Raw genomic sequence first — 22,350 nt, 5'->3', positions numbered from 1 at the left:
GGAGGGAGAAGGCTCACTGCATGAACCAACCGTGGCTCACCACCAGCGACTGCCCGGTCAGCGCATTCGTCGGGAACCCCGCGAACAGCAGCGCCACACGCGCCACGTCCTCCGTGGTCGTGAACTCGCCGTCGACCGTCTCCTTCAGCATCACGTTCTTGATGACTTCCTGCTCGGTGATGCCCAGCGTCTTCGCCTGTTCGGGAATCTGCTTCTCCACGAGCGGCGTGCGCACGAAGCCCGGGCAGATCACGTTGGCGCGCACGCCGTGCTTGGCACCTTCCTTCGCGACCGTCTTGGCCAGGCCGATGAGGCCATGCTTGGCCGTCACGTAGGGCGCCTTCAGCAGCGAGGCCTCCTTGGAGTGCACCGAGCCCATGTAGATCACGCTGCCGCCGCGGCCCTGCGCGTACATGTGCTTCAGGCAGGCCTTGGTGGTGAGGAAGGCGCCGTCGAGGTGGATGGCGAGCATCTTCTTCCAGTCGGCGAAGCTGAATTCCTCCACCGGATGCACGATCTGGATGCCCGCGTTGCTGATCAGGATGTCGATGCCGCCGAAGGCCGCCGCGCCCTCTTCCACCGAGGCGTTGACCTGGTCTTCGTTCGTCACGTCCACGCCCACGCCGATGGCCTGCGCGCCCGTGGCCTTGAGTTCGGCCGCGGTGGCGTCGGCCGCTTCCTTGTTCAGGTCGGCAATGATGATCTTGGCGCCTTCCTGCGCGAACAGGATGGCGATTTCCTTGCCGATGCCGCTGGCCGAGCCGGTGATGTAGGCGACCTTGTCCTTGAGTTGCATGGTGATTTCCTTGACGGTTGGGGTTGGAAAGCCGACGACCTGAGGCCGCCAGCAAGAATCAGGCGAGATAGTCGTGCTCGACGGTGCCGAGCGCGAGCGTCATGTCGGCGATATAGTGCACCGCCGACTCCACCTTGCGCACCGGCAGGTCGGCAACCGGCGCGAGCGCATGTGGATGCAGTTCGAGCGAGCCCGGCCCGCCCCATGCGCCGTGCAGCGTCACGTCGACCATGTGATAGCGCACCAGCTCGCAGATGCGGGCCGTGCCGTCGACGTGCGGAATGATCTTCAGCAGGAAATTCGGCTGCGCGATGCCCGCCAGGATGGGCGCAGGGTCGAGCGTGCGGTGCTTGAAGCCCATCGTAGCCTTGGCGATGCGCACCTTGCCATAGTCGAGCGTACCGACCACCACGTCGGTCTCGTAGTCGAGCACCGGCGAGGCGAGCTTCTTCGGAAAGCCCCAGAGCTCGCGCCCGCCGGCGATGGGCGGATGGTCGTTCAGGTACATCGCATGCACGTAGGAGCCCTTCTCCACGCCCTTGTCGGTGCGCAGCTGCACCGGAACGACCTGGCCCGACTCGGTGTAGTCGCCGAAGCCGGTGGAATCGGGCATGCGGATGAACTCGTACTTCACCAGCGGCTCGACCACCTCGAGCGGCTCCGGTACCACCGCGCGCAGGGCCTCGATGTCGGTGCGGTACGTGATGATCAGGAATTCGCGCCTGATGAAGCGGTAAGGGCCTGGCGGAAAGGCGGGGCTGGTCAGCGGCATCGCGAATGCCGTTCGTCGCACGTCTTCAATGTTCATGATGCAGACATTTCCTCCTGGTGAAGCTGAAGCGGTGAAGTGACGGCCCAGTCTCGCGCTGGTTTCTTAGCCGGGGCTGAATCGACCGTCGCCCAGGCAGCTCATCGAGAAAGCCCGGGCCGCTTGACGCGCCCCGAGCCGTGCTCGCCGAGGTCGAAGGTGGTCACGCCGTTCACGGTGGCATCGGCGCGCAGCGTCTCGGGATGGGCCAGCGTCACGCGCATGTCGCGCGCGCCGGCCTCCCAATGCTCTTCGACCGCGGCGCGCGAGAACTCGTAGTCCTTCGATTCCAGCTCGTAGGGCTTGTCGCGGTAGATCAGGTGGAAGATGTCGATGGGCTCGTGCGTGAGCTGCGACTGCACCGCGTGCACGCTAGGGTCGTTGCGCAGGTGGGCCGGCAGCTTGGAGATCAGGTCCGCAATGGCCTGCTGCAGGTTCATGTTGGCGGCCAGCGCGTCGGTGTTCATGCGCGTGCGGCTCGAGTAGGTGATGTCCTTCTGCCGCTCCATCACGCCGGCCATGTTGCGCGGCATCTCGCCGCGCGCGTTGAACAGGTCGACCTGCAGCACCACCAGCGGCTCGTTGCGCGGATGCGTGTCGAGCACGTACTGCAGCGGCGTGTTCGAGACGATGCCGCCGTCCCAGTAGTCGTCGCCGTCGATGCTCACCGGCGCGAAGCCCGGCGGCAGCGCGCCGCTGGCCATGATGTGCTCGGGCCCGATGCGCTGGCGCGTGTTGTCGAAGTACACCGAGTTGCCGGTGCGCACATTCACCGCGCCCACGCTGAAGCGGGCCTCGCAGGCGTTGATGCGGTCGAAGTCGACGAGCCGCTCCAGCGTCGACTTCAGCGGCGAGGTGTCGTAGTAGCTCAGCAGCGGCGCCGCGCCGCCCATCAGGAAGGCCGGCGAATAGCGCGGCTCGAAGAAGCCCGGAATGCCCACCAGCGAGGCCATGGTGGCGCTGTACTGGTTCTGCGTGGCCCGGTCTCCGAGCCACGAGGGCAAGCGCTGCGAAGGCCCGGAAGACACCAGGTGCCAGAACTCGCGAAGCCGATCGACCCGCTTTTCCTGCGCATTGCCCGCGATCAGCGCGGCGTTGATGGCGCCGATGGAGACGCCGGCGATCCAGTGCGGCTGCAGTTCGGTCTCGCTGAGCGCGGCGTACACGCCGGCCTGGTAGGCGCCGAGCGCGCCCCCGCCCTGCAGCACCAGCGCCTTGCGGGCGGTGCGCATGTCCTCGCGGCGCGAGGCGAACGGGTCGAGGGGCTTGGAGGCGGCACGGGTTTTCTTCTTCGGTGGTGTCGTCGTCATGCGTTCATTTGACACCAGCCCCGCGACGCCAAGCTGACCAGGGGCTGTTGCCCCTGGAACGGCTTCACATCTTCGGCAGCATCTGCCCCCGGATCTCGCCGCCGGGGTTGGCGGCCGTGTGGATGTTGGCGTACCACTTGCCCGCCGACAGGTCCGCGGCCTGCGCCGGCGTGAGCGTGGCCTGCCCCTCGATCGGGCTCGCCGGATTGGCGAAGGGCAGCACCACACCCGCATTGGCGCCCGCGGCCGCCGGGCCGTGGAAGTGCGCCATGGTCGCCGGGCCGCTCAGCCCCGTGTAGGTGATCTTGTACTTGAGCACATTGGTGTCGCGGTCGAGCCAGGCCTCGGCCATGCCGCTGCCGCGCGTCATGTTCGGCGGGACTTCGCTCGCCGCATTCATTGCGCCGCTGAAGCTCGCAACGTTCGACTTCGACATCATTCCGCAGCCGGCCAGCGCGGCACCGGCAACGCCGGCGACGAGGGCCGCACGCAAAAGAGCGCCATATTGGGTCATGAGCTTTATCTCCTGGTTGTGAAGGCGACCAAAGCATAGGCAACTGCACGGGCTCCGTCCTGTCGGCCATCGCCCCGACTTGGGCCCGAGCGCACAACCTGAAAGAGAATGTGTCGATGACCTCCCCCGCCTCCACAGCCCTCTCCAACACGCTCCCCACGGCCCGCGAAGTGGTCGATTTCTGGCGCGAGGCCGGCCCCGAGCGCTGGTTCGCCAAGAACGACGCCTTCGACGACGCCTTCATCTCCCGCTTCTCGGATGCCCACCAGGCCGCCGCCCGCGGCGAACTCGACCGCTGGGCCGCCGACGGCCAGGGCGCATTGGCGCTGCTGGTGCTGCTCGACCAGTTCCCGCGCAACGCCTGGCGCGGCAATCCGCACATGCTGGCCACCGACGGAAAGGCACTGGCCGTGGCAAAGCAGGCCATCGAGGCGGGCTTCGACCGGCAGTGCGAGCCCACGCTGCAACGTTTCTTCTACCTGCCCTTCATGCACTCCGAGGTGCTGGCCGAGCAGGAGCGCTCGGTGGAGCTCAACGCCGCGCTCGACGACAACACCCAGCGCTATGCCGTGCTGCACCGCGACATCGTCGCGCGCTTCGGCCGCTTTCCGCACCGCAACAGGATGCTGGGGCGCACCAGCACGGCGGAGGAACAGAAGTTCCTGGACGAAGGCGGCTTCGCGGGCTGAAGCGCGAGGCGGCGCCGCTCAGTCGTCGTTGTGCGGCAGCGGCGCCTCGCGCGTGGGCGACGGGTTCAGCTCGGCGATGCCCTTGGTGTCCTTCATCGAGCCGTAGGTGCGCGCGTAGACCCAGGTGAACTCCGCGCCCAGCAGGAAGATCTGCGCCGAGTAGTACACCCACACCAGCACCACCACCAGCGAGCCCGCCGCACCATAGCCCGAGGCCACGCTGCTCTTGCCGATGTACAGGCCGATCAGGTGCTTGCCCACGGTGAACAGCAGCGCCGTCACCGCCGCACCCACCCACACGTCGCGCCACTGCACCTTCACGCGCGGCATGATCTTGTAGATCATCGCGAAGATCACCGTCACCATCGCGAAGCTGAAGACGAAGTTGACGACCTGCGCCGTCGTCTCCCAGGCACCGAACACCGGCGACCACCACTTGCCCACCGCCGCGAGCGCCGCGCTCGCCACCAGCGACACCATCAGCAGGAAGCCGATGCCCATGATCATGCTGAACGACAGCAGCCGCACGCGCAGCATGTTGAACAACCCCTTGGTGTTGGTACGGGCCGGCGCGCGCCAGATGCGGTCGAGCGCGTCCTGCAGCTCGCCGAACACGGTGGTGGCGCCCACCACCAGCAGCCCGATGCCGACCACGGTGGCCACGATGCCCTCGGTCGGCTTGTTCACGGCCTTGAGCATGCCCTGCACCGCGGCCGCGCCCTGCTCGCCCATCAGGCCCGAGAGCTGCGCGAAGATCTCGCCACGCGCGGCCTCCTGGCCGAACACCAGGCCCGCCACCGCGATCACGATCAGCAGCAGCGGCGCGATCGAGAACACCGTGTAGTAGGCCAGCGCGGCGCCCATGCTCGGGGCGTAGTCGTTGGACCACGAGTTGAAGGCCCGGCGGCAGAGATCGAAGAGCGCGCGCAGTTGCGTGACCATGCTGGAATGTCCTCCTTGGAACCCTTGAAGCGGCAGGGCACCGCCGTGTCGCGGCGGCGCCCTGCATGTCGAATGCCTGCCTACGATAATCGCTCGACATGCAACCGTCTCCCCCCGCAGCCCATCCCCAGTCGCCGCGCGACCTTTTTGTTTCGTTCACCTGGCTCGCGCTGCAGGGCTTCGGCGGAGTCCTCGCCATCGTCCAGCGCGAGATGGTCGAGAAGAAGAAATGGCTCACGCCCGAGCAGTTCCTGGAAGACTGGGCCGTGGCGCAGGTGATGCCGGGGCCCAACGTGATCAACCTCGCGCTGATGATCGGCGACCGCTACTTCGGCCTGCGCGGCGCGCTGGCGGCGGTGGCGGGCATGCTGACCATCCCGCTGGTCGTGATCCTCGCGCTGGCCGTGCTGTACGCGCACTACGCCGGCAATCCGCAGGTGGCGGCCGCGCTGCGGGGCATGGGGGCGGTGTCGGGCGGGCTCATCGCCGCCACGGGCGTCAAGCTGGTGCCCCAGCTGCGCAAGCACCCCCTGGGCTTCGCGACCTGCCTGGTCATCATGGCGCTGGTGTTCGCGGCCATCGCGGTGCTGAAGATTCCGCTGGGCTGGGTGCTGCTGGTGGTCGGCGGCGTGGCCTGCGTCTGGACCTGGAAGAGGATCGCCCCATGACCATCGCCATGCAATGGCACGACTGGCTGGCCCTCTTCGGCCAGTACATGCTGCTGTCGCTCCTGTCGATCAGCGGCGCCATCACCACGGTGCCCGACATGCACCGGTACCTGGTCACGCAGCACGGCTGGCTCACCGACGCGCAGTTCAGCTCCTCGGTCGCCATCGCGCAGGCCGCCCCCGGGCCCAACGTGCTGTTCGTGGCGCTGATGGGCTGGAACGTGGGGCTCAACGCGGGCGGCGGCATCGGCGCCGGGCCGCACGCCTGGGTGCTGGGCCTCTTCGGACTGCTGGTCACGATGCTGGGCATCATGCTGCCGAGCACCACCCTCACCTACTTCGCCACCCGCTGGGGCCACCGCAACCGCACGCGCCGCGAGGTCCGAGCCTTCAAGCAGGGCATGGCGCCCGTGGTGGTGGGCCTGCTGATCGCCACCGGCTGGGTGCTGGCGGCGGGAAACCATGCCGGCGATGCGCCCGCGTGGCACCTGTGGCTGCTGACCGGCGCCGCCGCGCTTATCGTCTGGCGCACGCGCATCCACCTGCTCTGGCTGCTCGGCGCCGGCGCGGTGCTGGGCGCCGTGGGCTTCGTCTGATCTTTTCCATCCTCTTCAACAGGAACACATCGACATGTCGCAACTTCGCCCGCTCGGCCGCTCCGGCCTTCAGGTTTCCCCGCTCGCCTTCGGCGGCAACGTGTTCGGCTGGACCGTCGACGAGGCGGCCTCGTTCAAGCTGCTCGATGCCTGGCTGGATGCGGGCTTCAACTTCGTCGACACCGCCGACGTGTATTCGGCATGGGTGCCGGGCCACACCGGCGGCGAGTCGGAGACCATCATCGGCAAGTGGCTCAAGCAAAGCGGCAAGCGCAACCGCGTGGTGCTGGCCACCAAGGTCGGCAAGCCGATGGGCGAAGGCAAGGTGGGCCTCGCGCCCAAGTACATCCGCGAAGCCGTGGAGGCCTCGCTCAAGCGCCTGCAGACGGACTACATCGACCTCTACCAGTCGCATGACGACGATGCCAACACCCCGCTGGAAGAAACGCTGGGCGCCTTCGACAAGCTGATCAAGGAAGGCAAGGTGCGCGCGATCGGCGCATCGAACTACACCGCGCCGCGCCTGGCCGAGGCGCTCGACGTGTCGGAGCGCCTGGGCATCGCCCGCTACGAGAGCCTGCAGCCGCTGTACAACCTCTACGACCGCGCGGTGTTCGAAGACGCGCTGGAGCCGCTGTGCATCAAGCGCGAAGTGGGCGTGATCAACTTCTACGCGCTGGCCGCCGGCTTCCTCACGGGCAAGTACCGCACCGAGGCCGATGCCGCCAAGAGCCCGCGCGGCGCCAACACCACCAAGAAGTACCTCAACGAGCGCGGCCTGCGCATCCTCGATGCGCTCGACAAGGTGGCCCAGCAGTACAACGCCAAGCCGGGCCAGGTCGCCATCGCATGGCAGATCGCGCGCCCCGGCGTGACGGCACCGATCGCCAGCGCGACCTCCATCGCGCAGCTCGAGGAGCTCGTGGTCGCCACCCAGCTGAAGCTGGACGCGGGCACCATCGAGATGCTGAACCGCGCCAGCGCCGAGACGGCGAAGCCCGCAGCCTGATCCGATGGGCACCTTCGACGCCATCGCCGCCCCTACGCTGGAGCACTTCGCCGACCTGCGCATCCAGGTCGGCGTGCCGCAGGTGCTGGGCAGCAGTCCGCGCGGGCTGCGCCGCGTGGTGCCGATCCTCAGCGGCGAGGCCATCGGCCACGGCTGGCGCGCGCGCGTGCTGCCGGGCGGCAGCGACTTCCAGCTGATCGTGAGCGACACGCTCTCCGAGCTCGATGCGCGCTACGGCCTCGAGACCGACGCGGGCGACCTGATCTACGTGCACAACAGCGCGATGCGCAGCGCCTCGCCCGAGGTGATGGCCAGGCTGCTGCGTGGCGAGCCGGTCGATCCCTCGCAGGTGTACTTCCGCTGCAGCCCGCGCTTCGAGACCGCATCGGCGTCGCTGAAGTGGATCAACGAGCGCATGTTCACCGGGGCCGGCATGCGACATCCGGCCGAGGTGGTGATGCGCTTCTTCGCGCTGAACTGACCGGCCTATCCGTCGACCGGGTTCAACGGCGTGGCAAGGATGCGCTGGTAGAAGGCCACGTCCAGCCAGCGCCCGAACTTGAAGCCCGCCTGTCGCACCGTGCCCGAGTGCTCGAACCCCAGGCGCTCGTGCAGCGCGATGCTGCCGGCGTTGGCCGCGTCGATGGCGCCGACCATCACGTGCACGTCGCGCTTCACGGCCTCCTCGACGATCGCTTCCATCAGCGTGCGGCCCAGGCCCTCGCCGCGGTGTGCGCTGTCGACGTAGACCGAGTGCTCCACCGTGTACTTGTAGGCGGGAAAGGCGCGGAATGTGCCGTAGCTCGCGAAGCCCAGCAGCTTGCCGTTTTCGTCCTCTGCGCCGATCACCGGGAAGCCGTTGGCGCGCTTGGTGGCGAACCAAGTGGCCATGTTCTCGGCGGTGCGCGGCTTGTAGTCGTACAGCGCGGTGGAGGTGACGATGGCCTCGTTCAGGATGGCCAGGATCGCGGCCGAGTGGGCTTCTTCCGTGCAGGAGATGAGACGCATGGTGCAGTTCCTCGTTCGGGTTTCGTCGAAATTTCGTTCAATATAGGAGAATAATAATCTCATATGAGAAACGATTCATCTCCTGCCGACGTTTCGAGCCAGAACATCGACATGCTCATCGCCACCCAGCTGCTGGCGTTGCGGCAGGCGCAGGGCCTGAGCCTCGCGGAGCTGGCCGAGCGCTCTGGCGTGAGCAAGGCCATGATTTCCAAGGTGGAGCGCGCCCAGAGCAGCCCCACGGCCGTGCTGCTGGGAAAGCTGGCAGCCGGGCTCGGCGTGCCGCTGGCGCAGCTGCTGACCGAGGAGAAATTGCAGCCGAAGCGACTGCGCAAGCACGCCGAGCAGGAGGTCTGGCGCGACCCGCAGGCCGGCTACCTGCGGCGCCAGGTCGCCGAGCGCCACGCGGGCAGCGGCGTCGAGATGGTCGAAATCGAACTGCCGCGCGAGGCGCAGGTCGATTACCCGCGCTGGAGCGGCAAGCCGTATCGGCAATGCCTCTGGATGCTCGAAGGCGAGCTGCGGGTGGACTACGGAGACGAGCGTTTCGAACTCGCGCCGGGCGACTGTCTCGACTTCGGCGTCGACCGGCCCCTGGTCTTCAAGGCGCTGGGGCGCGGCGCCTGCCGCTACCTGCTGGTGGCAAGCCCGGAGTAGGCAGCGCGCGAAAACGTCGTACCCCGTCGTACCCGGCGGGTAGGCAAGCTCCCACATGCACATCCGGCGCGCACCGGTGCTGCTGGCGGCGCCGCCCGCAATACTGCAAGGCATTCAGACTTCCGGAGGAACGACGATGTCTTTCGTGCTCTACATGATCGGTTTCCTGATTTTCCTGGGCGGCATTGCCTGGGGCGCATCGGTGGCGGGCGTGCCCACGCTCTACATCGGCATCGGTGCGGTGATCCTGCTGGGTATCGGCATCTTCAGCGCGGTGGGCCGCACGCGCGGCAAGGACCCCTCCTGAGTTCACGCGGGCTTCACGCCGCCCGCACAGAGGGTCGCTAACTTCGCAGCGCGCATCGCGACAGGCGGTGCGCGTTGCTTCAAGTCAGCGGCCCCATGCATACATCTTCTCCAACCTTCTTTTCCCCGCTTCTTCCCTCCGCATCTTCGGCGGCGCCCGCGCCGGCCTCTGCTGCCGGCAACGGCATGGGCCATATCAAGGTCGACCTGCTCGTCGTCGGTGCCAGCTTCGCGGGCCTTGCCTGCGCCCGCGCCGCGGCGCTTGCGGGCCTCAGCGTGATGGTGCTGGAGAAGAAGACCGCCGCCGGCGCCAAGCTGCACACCACCGGCATCATCGTCAAGGACGCGGTCGACAGCGTTCCCTGGCTGGCCGAAGTGCCGCCCGCACTGGTGCGCCGCATCGAGGGCGTGAGGCTCTATGCCCCCGACATGCATCACGTGGACCTGCACGCGCCCGGCTACTGGTTCTGGGCCACCGACGCGCCCGCCCTGCTCGACTGGATGGTGGATTCGGCACGCGCCTGCGGCGTCGACGTGCGGCTGGGCATGCTCTTCGAGCAGGCGCTGTGGCTCGACGGCCGCTGGGAAGTGCCGCTGACGCACGGCCCGTGCATCACCGCCACCTACCTCGTGGGCGCCGACGGTCCGCATTCGCGCGTCGCCAAGGCGCTGGGCCTGTCGCGCAACACGCGCTTTCTGTACGGCGTGGAGCACGAATACCAGGGCGCAAGGATGGCACCCGATCTCCTGCACTGCTTCATCGACCGCAAGCTCGCGCCCGGCTATATCGGCTGGGCGCTCGAGGGCGTGGGCGTGAGCCAGATCGGGCTGGCGCGGCGCATGGTGCACGACGACGCGGGCGCGCTGAGGCTCGAGCCGTTGCTGCGCAAGATAGCCCCGGTGGTCACACCCGGCGATGCGCCGCCCGTCGCGGTGCGTGCGGGCATGATCCCCTGCGGCGGCGTGCTGCCGGTGGTGGCACGCGAACGGGCGCTGCTGGTGGGCGATGCAGCGGGCATGGTTTCGCCGGTGACCGCCGGCGGCATCCACACGGCTCTTCTGCACGGCCAGGGCGCGGGCGAGGCCGTGGCGCGATTCGTCCGCGGCGAGGCCGGCGACCCGGCCACGTGGTTCGTGCGCGGCTATCCCCGCTTCAGGCTCAAGCGCGCGCTACGCTGGGCCTTCGACCATTTCCAGAACGACTGGATGTTCAATCGCCTGCTGGGCACGCCGCCGATGCGGCGCATGGCGGAACTCGTCTACTTCCACCGCAAGGGTGGATCGCTGCCGAGAGGCTAGCTAGGCGCTGCGCTGCCGCATCGCCTCGTAGAGGCACACGCCGCTGGCCACCGAGACATTCAGGCTCTCGACCGCGCCGGCCATCGGGATGCTCACCAGCTCGTCGCAGGTCTTTCGCGTGAGCTGCCGCATGCCCTCGCCCTCCGCCCCCAGCACCAGCGCCAGCGGGCGCTTGAAGTCGCTCTGGTAGATGGTGCCCGGCGCGTCGTCGCTGGTGCCCACGCACCAGATGTTGCGCTCCTTGAGTTCATTCAACGTGCGCGCGAGATTGGTGACCATGAAGTACGGCACCGTCTCGGCCGCGCCGCTCGCCACCTTGGCGACGGTGGCGTTGATGCCCGCCGCGTGGTCCTTGGGGGCGATGACCGCGTGCGCGCCCGCACCGTCGGCCACGCGCAGGCAAGCACCGAGGTTGTGCGGATCGGTCACGCCGTCGAGCACCAGCAGCAGCGGCACGGTGCCGGCCTCTTCGAGGCCTTCGAGCAGTTCGTCGAGGGAACGGACCTGGGCCACGGGCTCGACGCGCGCCACCACGCCCTGGTGGCCGTGGCTGCCGCTGAGCTTGGAAAGCCGGGCGCCGTCGGCCTCGATGAGCCGCACGCCGGTTTCCTGCGCGCGCGCGAGGAACTGTTTCATGCGCGCATCGCGACGGCTGGCGTCGAACAGCACCTCGAGCACCGACTTGGGCGCGGTCTTGAGGCGCACGCCCACGGCATGGAAGCCGAAGATCACTTTGGGGGAAGACATCCGTCGATTATCCCCGCCCCCTCGGGGCCGGCCGCCCAGCCCCTTTCGCTCAGGCGATCGGCAGGCCGCTGAGCGCGCGGGTGCGCTCGTCGTGCAGCTCCTGCACCGCCAGCGCGCTCGGATGAACCTTCGCGGCGTTGCCCACGCTCTCCAGGTACTGGCAGGCCGCGTGACCCTGGGCGGCCTTTTCATAGCGCGCGATCCAGGCATCGCGTGCGGGCAGCTTGTCGGGCGAGACCGGCCACACGCCGGGCCGGGGCCGCATGTGGTCGCCGATGCCGATGCGCCAGGGCTTGGCGCTCACGCGGGCGCGAAAGCAGTTCTGGTTGCGGCACATGCGCGCGTAGACCTTGTCGACGCCCAGTGCCTGGAAGCACTCGGCCACTGCGGCATCGGCCGCGTTGAAGACGTCGTGCATCGCCAGCAGGCGAAAGCCTGCCGGCGTGCGGTAGATGCGCAGGTGCCAGTCGGGATGCTGCTGCATGAAGCGCGCGATGCGCTCCGCGGCTCGCTTCTCGGGCGCGGGGTTGCCGCTGTGCTCGCCGCGCTTCTTGCGCTGGCCGATGACCCAGGCCACGGCGAAGACCACGATGCCCGCGATCAGCCCGCCCAGCCAGGTCCTGGCGGCCCAGCCGCCGACCACGCCTGCGATCAGCGCCGGCACCAGCGCGAAGCCGAACACGCTGCCGCGCAGGGGCTCCTCGAAATCGATGTCGACGAACAGCACGTCGGGCGTGTTGAGGCAGCGCGCGCCGTAGGTGTTGCGGGTGATGACGGCGTCGCCCTGGCGCTCGACGATTTCCTCGCGGATCGGCACGCCCTCGGCGCCGTTGTAGGGCATCTTGCGCTCGCGGCGTTCGAGCTGCTCGCCCTTGTGGGCGATGCGGTCGAAGGCCTCCCGCGTGCGCTGGTCGGCGTGCGCCTGCGCGGCAACCGGGCTCTCGTCGGACCAGCCGAAACGGCGCACGGTGATCTGCTTGCCGGCCACGCGCTCCTGGACGCGGCCTTCGGCCCAGAACTGGGGAACGATCATCGTCTCAGACCTTTCCGCCGAACAGCAGCCAGACCATGACCGCCGCGAGCAGGATGATCAGGACCGGCAGCCACTTGTAGCCGGCGCCCTGCACGCGACCGGGCTCGACCATCGGGCGCCGGGGCATGTGCTGGGTGAGCGGGCCGAAGCTGCCGAGCGCGGGGTCGTCATGGTTGTCGACCAGCCGCTTGGCGGCCGACAGGCTCAGTCCGGTGGCTTCGCGCGTGAGGCGGATGGCCTCGATCTTGTTGCCCTGCGCCAGGGCCGCGAGCGCGATGGACGGCATCGACGCGAAACCGCGGTCCTGCATGGCCGCGGTGGGGACGCCGCGGCCGCCGCCGTTGTCGTCCTCTCCCCTTTCGAGCCGGTCGGCATACCGGTCCACAGCTTCCTTGGCCGACTTGAGGTCCACGCCCGTGCGGCTGCGCACGATCTTGATGGCCTCGATCATCCTGCCGCGCTGCAGCGCCAGGACGGCGTCGGGCGGAAGCTCCTCCATGAATATCTCCTCGAAAGTGGCGGGCGCCTTATTTATGTTTCATAGCTTATTGCGCTTGTCAGGCGGGCGCCAGAGCCACTTTTTCATTAAGGGCGACGCGCCCGGCCTCGATGGTGATACGTCGTTCGCAGCGCGCCGCGATGCCGCGGTCGTGGGTGACGAGCACGAGCGTGGTGCCCAGCTCGCGGTTCAGGTCGAACATCAGCTGCATGACCTGCTCGCCGGTGGCGAAGTCGAGGCTGCCCGTGGGCTCGTCGGCCAGCAGCAGCGCCGGCTGGACGACGAAGGCGCGGGCCAGCGCCACGCGCTGCTGTTCGCCGCCGGAGAGCACCTTCGGGTAGTGGCCCAGGCGCTGGCCGAGGCCGACGCGGCCGAGCATTTCGGTCGCGGCCTTGCGGGCGTCCTTGCGGTTGGCCAGCTCCAGCGGGAGCATCACGTTCTCGAGAGCGCTCAGGTTGCCCAGCAGCTGGAAACTCTGGAAAACGAAACCCACGCGCTGAGCGCGGACGGCGGCGCGCTCGTCCTCGTCGATGGCGAAGATGTCCTGCCCCGCGAGCTTCACCGTGCCGCGCGTGGGCGTATCCAGCCCGGCAATGATCGACAGCAGCGTGCTCTTGCCCGAGCCCGAGGCGCCGACGATGGCGGCGGTTTCCCGCGCGCCGAGGGTGAAATCGATGTCCTGCAGAATGTCCAGCGTACCTGTCGAATCGGTGACGGACTTGAACACATGCTCGACGGCGACAATGGCATCAGACGGGGGTTGGGACATGGAAAGGCTCTGGTTTTGAATCGACGTGACTTTATCTTGACCACCACCGCGCTCGGCAGCGCGGGGCTATGGACGACCGCGGCGCAAGCCCAGGCACAGGCTCAGACTTCTTCGTCTTCGGGCAAGCCGGTGATCCTGGTGCTCGGCGATTCGCTGAGCGCAGAGTACGGCCTCAAGCGCGGCGAAGGCTGGGTACCCTTGCTCGAAAAAAGGCTTGCGCAGCAGAAGGTCGCGGCCACGGTGGTCAACGCCAGCATCAGCGGCGACACCAGCTCCGGCGGCCGCGCCCGCTTCGCGCCGCTGCTCACGCAGCACAAGCCCAGCCTCGTGGTGCTCGAACTCGGCGCCAACGACGCCCTGCGCGGCCTGCCGCTCGCGGACACCGAGAGCAACCTGATGCAGATCACCAGGGCGGCCCAGACAGCGGGCGCGAAGGTGCTGATCGTCGGCATCCAGGTGCCGCCCAACTACGGCGGCGACTACACGCGGCGCTTCGAGGCGGTTTTCTCCAAGGTGGCCGAGGCGACCAGGTCCGGCCTCGTGCCGTTCCTGCTCAAGGGCGTGGCCGACGCGCCCGATGCGCTCTCGCTGTTCCAGGCCGACCGCATCCACCCGACGGCGGCCGCGCAGCCGCGGCTGCTCGACAACGTCTGGCCCGAACTGCGCAAGCTGCTGCCCAAGCAATGAAAAAAAGCCGCCGCAGGCACGGGCCTGTGAACTGACCCCAAGAAGTTGGACAGTTAGAAGCTAATGGCACAAGGCCTGAGTTCGGTACTGTACTGGGCTCAGGCCTTTGAGTTTGAGCTTGATGCGGTGGTGGTTGTAGTAGTGAATGTAGCGGTGCAGGCCGCGCTGGAGCTCTTCGACACTGGCGAACTCGTTGAGGTAGAAGAACTCGGCTTTCAGCGTGGCGAAGAAGCTCTCCATCGCAGCGTTGTCCAGGCAGTTGCCCCTGCGTGACATGCTTTGGGTCAAGCCCCAGGTGCTGAGTTGGCGCCGATAGGCGGGCATCTGGTAATGCCAGCCCTGGTCGGAGTGCAGCAGCGGGGCTGCTGCCTGGCCTGCCAGCTTGGACAGCGCCTTCTTGAGCATGTTGCCAACCAGCGGGAAGACAGGGCGCCTTTGCATCTCGTAGGCCACGATCTCCCCGTTGTACAGGTCCATGACGGGCGACAGGTACAGCTTGCTGCCATCGACATTGAACTCAGTCACGTCAGTCACCCATTTCTCGTTCGGCCGCTCGGCCTGGAACTGGCGATCAAGAAGATTCGGCGCCGGCGCGTAAGCGACTGCTCCTCGATAGGCGCGGTACTTCTTGGGACGAACCAGCGATTTCAGGCCCAGGCCCTGCATCAGACGCTGCACCGTCTTGTGATTGACCGCCCGGCCTGCCCGGCAAAGCTCGGCGGTGATGCGTCGATAGCCGTAGCAGCCCTTGTGGCGCTCGTAGATGGCCCGGATGTGTGACTTCAGGCTGGCGTACTTGTCGCCTGCCTCCAAGACCTTCGCCTGGTAGTAGAACGTGCTGCGCGACAGCCCCGCCGTCTTCAGCAGCATTGGCAACGGGTAATGCGGCCTCAGCTCGATGACGGCTTGCGCTTTGTCCGCGCAGCTTGCCGCCTGGCCCGAACCAAGGCCTCCAATTTTTTTAGATACGCCACCTCCGCGCGCAGGTATTCGTTCTCCTTGCGCAGCGTCTCCAGGTCGTGCGCATCGTCGGCCTGCGGCGGCTGTAGCTGGGGTGGCTTGGGCTTGGGAGTCTTCATCTCTCGGGTTTTCGGCTTCAATGCATCGAGACCGCCTTCATGGTAGCGCCGCTGCCATGCGCTGATGACCCCTGTTCCGCCGCGGATGTCGAACAGCACAACCGCCTGGCGAGCTGACAACTCTTCGTGCCGCATGCGCTGCAACACCATCAGCTTGAACTGTGCGTTGTAGCGGACGCGCTTCTTGCACAGCAGCCCCTGCGATCCATGCTGCCGGTAGCTCTCCACCCACTTCCTGACCGTCCCGTGATCCAGGTCGTGGCGCTGCGCCACCGCCACGTAGCTTTGGTTGCCTGCCTCGTAGTCTTGCACTACCGCCAGCTTGAACTTCTCGTCGTACTTCGCCATGAAAAACACCCCAAGGATTGGATCGGTGTCCAACTTTTGGGGTGCAGTTCACCTGCGGCGGCTTTCTTGATGGATCGGCGAGCCTGAAGCGGATCAGCCGTTCTTGGTAGGCAACTCCGGCACCGTGGGCGGATCGCGCTCGAGCGAGGCGACGTCGGTTTCGGGATCTCCGGGAGCCAGCCCGTCGCTGCTCGGATTGAGCTTGCGGTTTGCCTTCTCGCGAAGCTTGTCTTCCTTCTTCTTCTTCTTGGCCAGCTCTTTCTGTCGCTTTTCGTAGCCGTAATTGGGTGTTGCCACTGCTTCTCCTTGAGGCAAGGCAGTCGGGCTGACTGCCGTGGCCTACTGTAAGCGATAACGCCGCAGTCTCGAGGAGGTACCCCATGACACGCCCAAGGCGACCGGATGCGATTTCTTACATCCGTGCCAGGGCCTGCTGGAGGTCGGCGCGCAGGTCTTCCACGTCTTCGAGGCCGATGGAAAAACGCACGAGCGTGCCCTTGTAGGGCCAGCGCGCCACGCTGGCGTCGCGCATCAGGCCGATGTCGTAGGGCACGACGAGGCTGATCGGCCCGCCCCACGAATAGCCGAGGCGGAACAGCTTCAGGCTGTCGCAGAAGCGGTCGACCTGGTCGGTGCTGTAGCGCTCGTCGAACACCACCGAGAACAGTCCGGCGGCCAGGTTGGTTTCGCCGCAGAGGTCGCGCCAGTGGACATGGCCCGGCGAATCCTCGAGCGCGGGATGCAGAACTTGCGCGATCTCCTCGCAGCCGTTGAGCCAGCCGGCCAGTTCGCGCGCCGCGCGGTCGTGCGCGGCGTAGCGCAGTGCGATGCTGGGCAGCGAACGCAGCAGCGTTTCGACGTCGCCCACGCCGATGCCGAAACCCATGCGCATGTGGGTGAGCTTCAGCGCGCGGTGCAGGCGCTCGTCTCGCGTGGTCACGCTGCCCATGAGCACGTCGCCGCCGCCGCTGGGGTACTTGGTGAGCGCGTGCACGGAGATGTCGACGCCCTGCCCGCTGCCGTTGAAATCGAAGGGAGCGAAGGCGAGGCCCGCGCCCCAGGTGTTGTCGAGCGCGGTCATCACGCCACGCGCGCGGCAGATGTTCACCAGGGCCGGAAGGTCGGGGAACTCCATGGTCACCGAGCCGGCTGCCTCCACCCACACCAGGCGCGTGCGATCCGACAGCTTGGCCGCGAGGTCGGCCGGGTTCATCGCGTCGTACAGCCGATGGGTGATGCCGAAATTCGCCAGCTCGCCGGTGGCCAGCGCCTTGTTCGGGCCGTAGGCGTTGTCGGGGATCAGCACCTCGTCGCCGGCCTTCAGGAAGGCGAACGACACCAGCGAAATGGCCGCGAGCCCGCTTGGCACGAGCAGGCATTCGGTGCCGCCTTCGAGCGTGGCCAGGCGCTCCTCCAGCGTGAAGGTGGTGGGCGTTCCGTGCAGGCCGTAGGTGTAGCCGGCCTTTGTGCGCCAGTCGCGCGCGCGCATGGCGGCCACGTCGGCGAAGAACACGGTCGACGCCTTGAACACGCCGGGTTGCGGCGCGGAGAAGGTTGCGGGCGGGACGTAGGGGTGGTGGATCAGGTTCGTGGAAGGCTTGCTCATGGGTGCATGCTAGCGCGACCCGCATACGGGGCCTTGCACGGAGCTTCCGTCGCACAATGCGCGGACCGGCCCTCCCCTTCATCCCGTTTCATGGAAGAAGCCCGAGACAGTGCAGCTGACGCGCCTTGCCCCTCCCCACTTGCGGCCCTTCGTGCGGCTGATGTGGGCCTCGTCGCCCGACGGCACGCCCGACGAGCGACCGGGCGCGCGCGAGCATGTGCTGCCCACCGGGGGCATGCACCTGGTCTTCAGGCTTTCGGGGCCGTCGTTGCGCCTCTTCCGCGATGACTCCGACGCACAGGGATTCACGGTGGGCTACGCGATGGTGGGCGGAACCCGCTCGGCCTTCTTCGTGCGCGACGTGTCGGTGACGACGCGCTCGGTCGGCATCATGCTGCAGCCGGGGGCGGCCCGGGCCCTGCTCGGCGCTCCCGAGGATGCTCTGGCCGAGCGGCATACCCCGCTAGAAGCGCTCTGGGGCGCGGACGCGAACTTCGCGCTCGAACAGCTGCACGGCACCGATTCACTGCAACGGCAGCTTGCCATCGTCGTTGCGCTGCTCGAAACGCGCCTTGCCTCGTCTGCGATGCATGGCCTGCATCCCGCGGTGGCACAGGCGTTGGCCCGCATGTCCGGCGCGAGCGCCAACAACGACGACGGGCAGGCCGGCGCCATCGGCCAGCTCGTGAAGCAAAGCGGCTACAGCCACCGGCGCTTCATCGCGCTGTTTCGCGGCATGACCGGGCTGGCGCCCAAGCAGTACGCTCGCATGCTGCGCTTCGATCGCGTGCTGGGGCAGTTCGTGATGGATCCAGGCCGGCCCTGGGTCGATCTGGCGCTGGAGGCAGGCTACAGCGACCAGGCCCACTTCAATCGCGAATTCCTCGCGATCGCGGGCATGTCGCCCCAGGCCTACCGGCGAGCGGCGCCCGACTCGTCACGGCACGTGCGGGTCTGAGCGCCCCCGCACGCCGGCAAGGTCAAATTCGTTCAAGACCCGAGGCGCCCCGAGTTCCAGAATCGCGCCCATCTCAACCCGAAGGGATAACAAGCCATGGCCATCCACGAACTGTTTCCGTACCTCTGCGTCCACGACGCCAAGGCAGCCATCGAGTTCTACTGCAAGGTCTTCGAGGTGAAGGAGATCTTCCGCCTGACCGAGCCGAGCGGGCGCATCGGCCACGCGGAACTGGACTTCCACAACGGCGCGATCCTGATGATCTCGGAGGAATTCGCCGAATTCGGCATCCTCAGCGCGAAGACGCTGGGCAATACCTCGGTCACGCTGCACCTGCATGTGGACGATGCCGACGCGGTGGTGGCGCGCGCGGTCGCCGCGGGCGCCACGCTGGACATGGCGCCGCAGGACCAGTTCTATGGGGAACGCTCCGGCGTCTTCCATGACCCGTTCGGCCATCGCTGGAACGTGGGGCACAGCATCGAGAAGCTGACGCCGCAGGAAATGCAGCGGCGTTACACCGCCATGTTCACCGACGCCGGGTGACTAGGCGCCGGCCTTGCCGGATCAGACCGACCACTTCTCGATCAGCTTCTCGGCGCCGAGCGAGTCGTAGCCCTCGAAGGGCTGATGGATCCAGGGGTTGGTGGCGAGGTACTCGACCGAGTAGTCTGGCGTGAAGGTCGACAGCGCCTTAGTCCAGATCACGGCGCTGCGCAGCTCGGTGATCGGCTTGTAGTTGTTGCGCAGCATGTCCATCACCGCGTGCAGCGTGTGGCCGGAGTCGGCCAGGTCGTCCACCAGCAGCACCTTGCCCGCGATCTCGCCCTTGGGCGTGGTGATGTAGCGGGCGATGTCGAGGTGGCCCTGCACCGTGCCTGCATCGGCGCGGTACGAGCTGGTCGACATGATCGCCAGCGGCTTGTCGAAGATGCGCGAGAGCACGTCGCCGGGGCGCATGCCGCCGCGCGCCAGGCACAGGATGGTGTCGAACTGCCAGCCCGACTGGTGCACCTTGATCGCGAGCTTCTCGATCAGGTTGTGGTACTCGTCGTAGCTGACGTAGAGATGCTTGCCGTCTTCAGTCAACATAGCGTGGGTCTTCCTTCAATGTCTCTTCTTTGGGAACACCGCGGAACCGGCTTTGCCGGGCCGCTGGTGTTGCCCCCTGCAAGGGGGTTGGCGGCCACACGAAGTGGGCAAGCCTCGGAGGTTGGCCTGATCAGTCGGCCAGGTAGGGGTGGCGCATCATGATCGTGTGGTCGCGGTCGGGGCTGGTCGAGACCATGTGGATCGGCACGCCCGTGACCTGCTCGATGCGTTGCAGATAGAGGCGCGCATTGATCGGCAGCTTGTCGTACTGCGTGACGCCCACGGTGCTTTCGCTCCAGCCTTCCAGCGTTTCGTAGATCGGCGTGCAGCGCTCGATCTCGTCCGCGCCCATGGGCAGGATGTCGGTGGTTTCGCCATCGAGTTCGTAGCCGGTGCACAGCTCCAGCTTCTCCAGGCCGTCCAGCACGTCGAGCTTGGTGATGCACAGGCCCGACAGGCCGTTGACCTGCGCCGAGCGCTTGAGCAGCGCGGCGTCGAACCAGCCGCAACGGCGGCTGCGGCCGGTGGTCACGCCCTTTTCGGCGCCCACGGTGCTCATGTGGTAGCCGGGGGTGCCGGGCGTGGCCCAGTCGAGCTCGGTGGGGAACGGACCGCCGCCCACGCGGGTGCAGTAGGCCTTGGTGATGCCCAGGATGTAGTGCAGCATGCCCGGGCCCACGCCCGAACCTGCGGCGGCGTTGCCGGCCACGCAGTTGCTGGAGGTGACGTACGGGTAGGTGCCGTGGTCGACGTCCAGCAGCGTGCCCTGCGCGCCTTCGAACAGCAGGTTGGCGCCGTCGCGGTTGGCGTCGTTCAGTTCGCGCGAGACGTCGGCCATCATGGGCTTGAGCAGCTCGGCGTGCTTCATCGCCTCGTCGAAGACCTGGTCGAAGTCGATGGCGGGCGCGCCCAGCACCTGCGTCAGCACGTGGTTGTGCAGTTCGAGCAGCACGCGCAGCTTGGCAGCGAAGCGCTCGGGGTGCTTCAGGTCCTGCACGCGCAGCGCGCGGCGGGCGATCTTGTCTTCATAGGCCGGGCCGATGCCGCGGCCGGTGGTGCCGATCTTCTCGATGCCGCCCTTTTCGCGGTAGGCCTCGCGCGCGATGTCCAGCGCGGCGTGGAACGGCAGGATCAGCGGGCAGGCCTCGCTGATGCGCAGGCGCGAACGCACCTCGACGCCGGCCTTCTCCAGCCCTTCGATCTCCTCGAACAGCTTGGCAGCCGACAGCACCACGCCGTTGCCGATGTAGCACTTGACGCCGGGGCGCATGATGCCGCTCGGGATCAGGTGCAACGCGGTCTTCACCCCGTTGATGACCAGCGTGTGGCCCGCGTTGTGGCCGCCCTGGAAACGGACCACGCCCTGGGCGCTCTCCGTCAGCCAGTCGACCAGCTTGCCCTTGCCCTCGTCGCCCCACTGGGTGCCGACGACGACCACGTTTCTTCCGGTGGTTACGCTCATGCTCGTTCCATTACTTCAAAAAATCAGATCGCACGGACACTCCACTGGCCGGCCTGCTCGACGAGCTCGCGGTCGCAGTGGAATTCATCGATTTCGCTGCCATGGCCCGGCAGCACGCAGACTACCGTTTCGCCGGCCTTGCGCAATTGGGCAATGGCCTGACGCAGGCCGGCCGCATCGCTCCAGGGCGCGCGGATGGCGGCGCGCAGCGGACGGGCCGGCAGCACGCCGACCAGCTCGCGCACGTCGAGGCTGAAGCCGACGGCCGGGCGGTTGCGGCCGAACACGGCCCCCACCTCGTCGTAGCGGCCGCCCCGCACCAGCGAATCGGCCGCGCCGGGCACGTAGATGCCGAAGCGCATGCCGCTGTAGTACGCATAGCCGCGCAGGTCGGCCAGGTCGAAGCTGATCTGGCGCCCGGCCACGCCCTGCAGGCCCGCGGCGAGCAGCTTCAGGTCAGCCAGCGCCGCGCCGACTGCCGGCGTGCCCTTCAGGGCCTCGGCGGCCTCGTCGAGCACCGACACGTCGCCGTACAGCTGGATCAGCGCGCGCAGGCCGTCGCGCGAAGCGGCGGGAAAGTCTTTGGTGAGCGATTCGAGCTCGCTCGCGTCCTTGGCGGCCAGCGCCGCGTGCACCCGCGCCAGCGTGGCGCCGTCGACCGGCACGCCGGCGAACAGCGCACGCACGATGCGGGCATCGGCCAGGTCGACGATCACGCCCTCGCGCAGGCCGGCGGCATCGAGGCAGTCGAGTGCCAGCAGCAGGGTTTCGGTGTCGGCCTCGAGGCCGGCGTGGCCGTAGATCTCGGCGCCGAACTGCAGGGGCTCGCGGGTGGCGTGCGGTCGGTCGGGCCGGGTGTGGAGCACCGGGCCGCAGTAACACAGGCGGGCCACGCCGTCGCGGTTCAGCAGGTGGGCATCGATGCGCGCCACCTGGGGGGTGGTGTCGGCGCGAAGGCCCATGCTGCGGCCGGAAAGCTGGTCGACGAGCTTGAAGGTCTGGAGATCGAGCGCCTCGCCGGTACCGGAGAGCAGCGACTTCGAGATGCTCGAGCAGCGGCGGCATCACCAGCTCGTAGCCGTAGCCACGGGCGGTATCGAGCAGCTGGCGTCGAAGTTCTTCGATGTGGCGCGCCTCGGAGGGCAGCACATCGGCAATGTGATCCGGGAGGACCCAGGCGGACATGGGGATCGGGAGCCGTGGTTAAAACGGGATTCTACCGGCTACGGACGCCGGGTCCCGCGCGGGCATCGATCGACGGGGCTGCCTAGCCCAGTATCCAGAGCAGGACCAGACCGATCAGGATGCTGCAGAGCCCGAAGAAGCGCAGCTGGCCGTCGCGCAGCTGCATCAGCTGCCCGAAGCCGCGCCGCCACCCTCCCGGCGACACGAAAGGCAGGATGCCTTCGATCACCAGGACGAGCGCGAGCGCGCTCCAGAAAGTGTCGGCGCTCACGGCTCCTGAGGACGG

The 22,350-nt window shown here is 67.5% G+C and carries 27 protein-coding genes and 1 pseudogene; 11 read left to right on the top strand and 17 right to left on the bottom strand.

Annotated elements, in window-relative coordinates; genetic code table 11:
• Positions 1-13: 13 nt before the first annotated feature.
• The 4 genes from ACHMXA_RS16005 to ACHMXA_RS15990 form a co-directional block, all read right to left on the bottom strand.
• Complete coding sequence (locus ACHMXA_RS16005; protein WP_019653083.1) at positions 14-796, bottom strand: 3-hydroxybutyrate dehydrogenase; 783 nt, start codon at positions 794-796, stop codon at positions 14-16.
• Between the two features lie 58 nt (positions 797-854).
• The gene (locus ACHMXA_RS16000; protein ID WP_176668904.1) at positions 855-1,604 is read right to left on the bottom strand and encodes an acetoacetate decarboxylase; all 750 of its coding nucleotides are present in this window, start codon (positions 1,602-1,604) and stop codon (positions 855-857) included.
• Positions 1,605-1,705: 101 nt separating this feature from the next.
• Positions 1,706-2,836, bottom strand: a complete 1,131-nt coding sequence (locus tag ACHMXA_RS15995) for a patatin-like phospholipase family protein (protein ID WP_176668921.1) — start codon at positions 2,834-2,836, stop codon at positions 1,706-1,708.
• 142 nt (positions 2,837-2,978) lie between these two features.
• Complete coding sequence (locus tag ACHMXA_RS15990) at positions 2,979-3,428, bottom strand: CHRD domain-containing protein (RefSeq protein WP_176668905.1); 450 nt, start codon at positions 3,426-3,428, stop codon at positions 2,979-2,981.
• 116 nt (positions 3,429-3,544) lie between these two features.
• On the opposite strand from ACHMXA_RS15990, the gene ACHMXA_RS15985 reads away from it, so the two are divergent.
• Positions 3,545-4,117 carry a DUF924 family protein gene (locus tag ACHMXA_RS15985; RefSeq protein WP_176668906.1) on the top strand — a complete coding sequence of 191 codons (573 nt, stop codon included), beginning with the start codon at positions 3,545-3,547 and terminating at the stop codon, positions 4,115-4,117.
• Between the two features lie 18 nt (positions 4,118-4,135).
• Here the strand turns inward: ACHMXA_RS15985 and ACHMXA_RS15980 are convergent, their stop codons facing one another.
• Entirely contained in the window at positions 4,136-5,059 is a 924-nt protein-coding gene (locus ACHMXA_RS15980; RefSeq protein WP_395315761.1) for a YihY/virulence factor BrkB family protein, read from the bottom strand.
• Between the two features lie 98 nt (positions 5,060-5,157).
• On the opposite strand from ACHMXA_RS15980, the gene ACHMXA_RS15975 reads away from it, so the two are divergent.
• Genes ACHMXA_RS15975 through ACHMXA_RS15960 form a run of 4 tightly spaced genes read left to right on the top strand, consistent with a single transcriptional unit; the run spans position 5,158 to position 7,813 of the window.
• Positions 5,158-5,727 carry a chromate transporter gene (locus ACHMXA_RS15975; RefSeq protein ID WP_176668908.1) on the top strand — a complete coding sequence of 190 codons (570 nt, stop codon included), beginning with the start codon at positions 5,158-5,160 and terminating at the stop codon, positions 5,725-5,727.
• Positions 5,724-6,323, top strand: coding sequence for a chromate transporter (locus ACHMXA_RS15970; protein WP_176668909.1), 600 nt, complete (start codon positions 5,724-5,726; stop codon positions 6,321-6,323). Before ACHMXA_RS15975 ends, ACHMXA_RS15970 begins: the two co-directional genes overlap by 4 nt.
• 34 nt (positions 6,324-6,357) lie before the next feature.
• Entirely contained in the window at positions 6,358-7,332 is a 975-nt protein-coding gene (locus ACHMXA_RS15965) for an aldo/keto reductase (protein ID WP_176668910.1), read from the top strand.
• 4 nt (positions 7,333-7,336) lie between these two features.
• Positions 7,337-7,813 carry a DUF3237 domain-containing protein gene (locus ACHMXA_RS15960; protein WP_176668911.1) on the top strand — a complete coding sequence of 159 codons (477 nt, stop codon included), beginning with the start codon at positions 7,337-7,339 and terminating at the stop codon, positions 7,811-7,813.
• Between the two features lie 5 nt (positions 7,814-7,818).
• Here ACHMXA_RS15960 and ACHMXA_RS15955 read toward each other — a convergent pair whose 3' ends face one another.
• A complete protein-coding gene (locus tag ACHMXA_RS15955; RefSeq protein WP_176668912.1) occupies positions 7,819-8,340 on the bottom strand; it encodes a GNAT family N-acetyltransferase in 522 nt (173 codons plus the stop codon).
• A 63-nt stretch (positions 8,341-8,403) separates the two neighbouring features.
• Between ACHMXA_RS15955 and ACHMXA_RS15950 the strand changes: the two genes are divergently transcribed.
• From ACHMXA_RS15950 to ACHMXA_RS15940, 3 genes are all read left to right on the top strand, one after another.
• Complete coding sequence (locus ACHMXA_RS15950; protein WP_176668913.1) at positions 8,404-8,994, top strand: helix-turn-helix domain-containing protein; 591 nt, start codon at positions 8,404-8,406, stop codon at positions 8,992-8,994.
• A gap of 136 nt (positions 8,995-9,130) precedes the next feature.
• A complete protein-coding gene (locus ACHMXA_RS15945; protein ID WP_176668914.1) occupies positions 9,131-9,301 on the top strand; it encodes a hypothetical protein in 171 nt (56 codons plus the stop codon).
• 185 nt (positions 9,302-9,486) lie between these two features.
• A complete protein-coding gene (locus ACHMXA_RS15940; protein ID WP_256099273.1) occupies positions 9,487-10,599 on the top strand; it encodes an NAD(P)/FAD-dependent oxidoreductase in 1,113 nt (370 codons plus the stop codon).
• Here the strand turns inward: ACHMXA_RS15940 and rlmB are convergent, their stop codons facing one another.
• Genes rlmB through ACHMXA_RS15920 form a run of 4 tightly spaced genes read right to left on the bottom strand, consistent with a single transcriptional unit; the run spans position 10,600 to position 13,647 of the window.
• Positions 10,600-11,346: a 23S rRNA (guanosine(2251)-2'-O)-methyltransferase RlmB gene (gene rlmB, locus ACHMXA_RS15935; protein ID WP_176668916.1), complete on the bottom strand. Its 747-nt coding sequence runs from the start codon at positions 11,344-11,346 to the stop codon at positions 10,600-10,602.
• 49 nt (positions 11,347-11,395) lie between these two features.
• The gene (locus ACHMXA_RS15930; protein ID WP_176668917.1) at positions 11,396-12,379 is read right to left on the bottom strand and encodes a hypothetical protein; all 984 of its coding nucleotides are present in this window, start codon (positions 12,377-12,379) and stop codon (positions 11,396-11,398) included.
• Between the two features lie 4 nt (positions 12,380-12,383).
• Entirely contained in the window at positions 12,384-12,878 is a 495-nt protein-coding gene (locus ACHMXA_RS15925) for a hypothetical protein (RefSeq protein WP_176668918.1), read from the bottom strand.
• A gap of 58 nt (positions 12,879-12,936) precedes the next feature.
• Complete coding sequence (locus tag ACHMXA_RS15920) at positions 12,937-13,647, bottom strand: ABC transporter ATP-binding protein (protein WP_176668919.1); 711 nt, start codon at positions 13,645-13,647, stop codon at positions 12,937-12,939.
• A 36-nt stretch (positions 13,648-13,683) separates the two neighbouring features.
• Between ACHMXA_RS15920 and ACHMXA_RS15915 the strand changes: the two genes are divergently transcribed.
• On the top strand, positions 13,684-14,334 hold the full coding sequence (locus ACHMXA_RS15915) for an arylesterase (RefSeq protein ID WP_395315760.1): 651 nt from the start codon (positions 13,684-13,686) through the stop codon (positions 14,332-14,334).
• 60 nt (positions 14,335-14,394) lie between these two features.
• Here the strand turns inward: ACHMXA_RS15915 and ACHMXA_RS15910 are convergent.
• The 3 genes from ACHMXA_RS15910 to ACHMXA_RS15900 all read right to left on the bottom strand — a co-directional run bounded on the left by ACHMXA_RS15910 (position 14,395) and on the right by ACHMXA_RS15900 (position 17,367).
• A protein-coding gene (locus ACHMXA_RS15910; RefSeq protein WP_371132323.1) for an IS3 family transposase occupies positions 14,395-15,761 on the bottom strand; the annotation gives its coding sequence in 2 pieces (ribosomal slippage) (positions 14,395-15,281 and positions 15,281-15,761; 1,368 coding nt in all).
• A 93-nt stretch (positions 15,762-15,854) separates the two neighbouring features.
• Complete coding sequence (locus tag ACHMXA_RS15905) at positions 15,855-16,058, bottom strand: hypothetical protein (RefSeq protein ID WP_176667601.1); 204 nt, start codon at positions 16,056-16,058, stop codon at positions 15,855-15,857.
• 115 nt (positions 16,059-16,173) lie between these two features.
• The gene (locus tag ACHMXA_RS15900) at positions 16,174-17,367 is read right to left on the bottom strand and encodes a PLP-dependent transferase (protein ID WP_176667600.1); all 1,194 of its coding nucleotides are present in this window, start codon (positions 17,365-17,367) and stop codon (positions 16,174-16,176) included.
• 109 nt (positions 17,368-17,476) lie between these two features.
• Between ACHMXA_RS15900 and ACHMXA_RS15895 the strand changes: the two genes are divergently transcribed.
• Both ACHMXA_RS15895 and ACHMXA_RS15890 read left to right on the top strand, forming a co-directional pair.
• Positions 17,477-18,325, top strand: a complete 849-nt coding sequence (locus ACHMXA_RS15895; protein WP_176667599.1) for an AraC family transcriptional regulator — start codon at positions 17,477-17,479, stop codon at positions 18,323-18,325.
• Positions 18,326-18,421: 96 nt separating this feature from the next.
• Positions 18,422-18,871 (top strand): VOC family protein, encoded by a 450-nt coding sequence (locus ACHMXA_RS15890; RefSeq protein ID WP_176667598.1) that lies wholly within the window; start codon positions 18,422-18,424, stop codon positions 18,869-18,871.
• A gap of 21 nt (positions 18,872-18,892) precedes the next feature.
• Here the strand turns inward: ACHMXA_RS15890 and ACHMXA_RS15885 are convergent, their stop codons facing one another.
• From ACHMXA_RS15885 to ACHMXA_RS15870, 4 genes and pseudogenes are all read right to left on the bottom strand, one after another.
• Positions 18,893-19,417: a phosphoribosyltransferase gene (locus ACHMXA_RS15885; protein WP_126018851.1), complete on the bottom strand. Its 525-nt coding sequence runs from the start codon at positions 19,415-19,417 to the stop codon at positions 18,893-18,895.
• 130 nt (positions 19,418-19,547) lie between these two features.
• A complete protein-coding gene (locus tag ACHMXA_RS15880; RefSeq protein ID WP_176667597.1) occupies positions 19,548-20,879 on the bottom strand; it encodes an adenylosuccinate synthase in 1,332 nt (443 codons plus the stop codon).
• A 23-nt stretch (positions 20,880-20,902) separates the two neighbouring features.
• A pseudogene (locus tag ACHMXA_RS15875) lies at positions 20,903-22,064 on the bottom strand (ATP phosphoribosyltransferase regulatory subunit).
• An 82-nt stretch (positions 22,065-22,146) separates the two neighbouring features.
• Positions 22,147-22,335: a DUF2065 domain-containing protein gene (locus tag ACHMXA_RS15870; RefSeq protein ID WP_176667595.1), complete on the bottom strand. Its 189-nt coding sequence runs from the start codon at positions 22,333-22,335 to the stop codon at positions 22,147-22,149.
• Positions 22,336-22,350: the final 15 nt, after the last annotated feature.

The organism is Variovorax sp. UC74_104 (assembly GCF_044055375.1).
GTDB lineage: Bacteria > Pseudomonadota > Gammaproteobacteria > Burkholderiales > Burkholderiaceae_C > Variovorax.
This window is presented reverse-complemented; position numbering and strand designations above follow the sequence as displayed.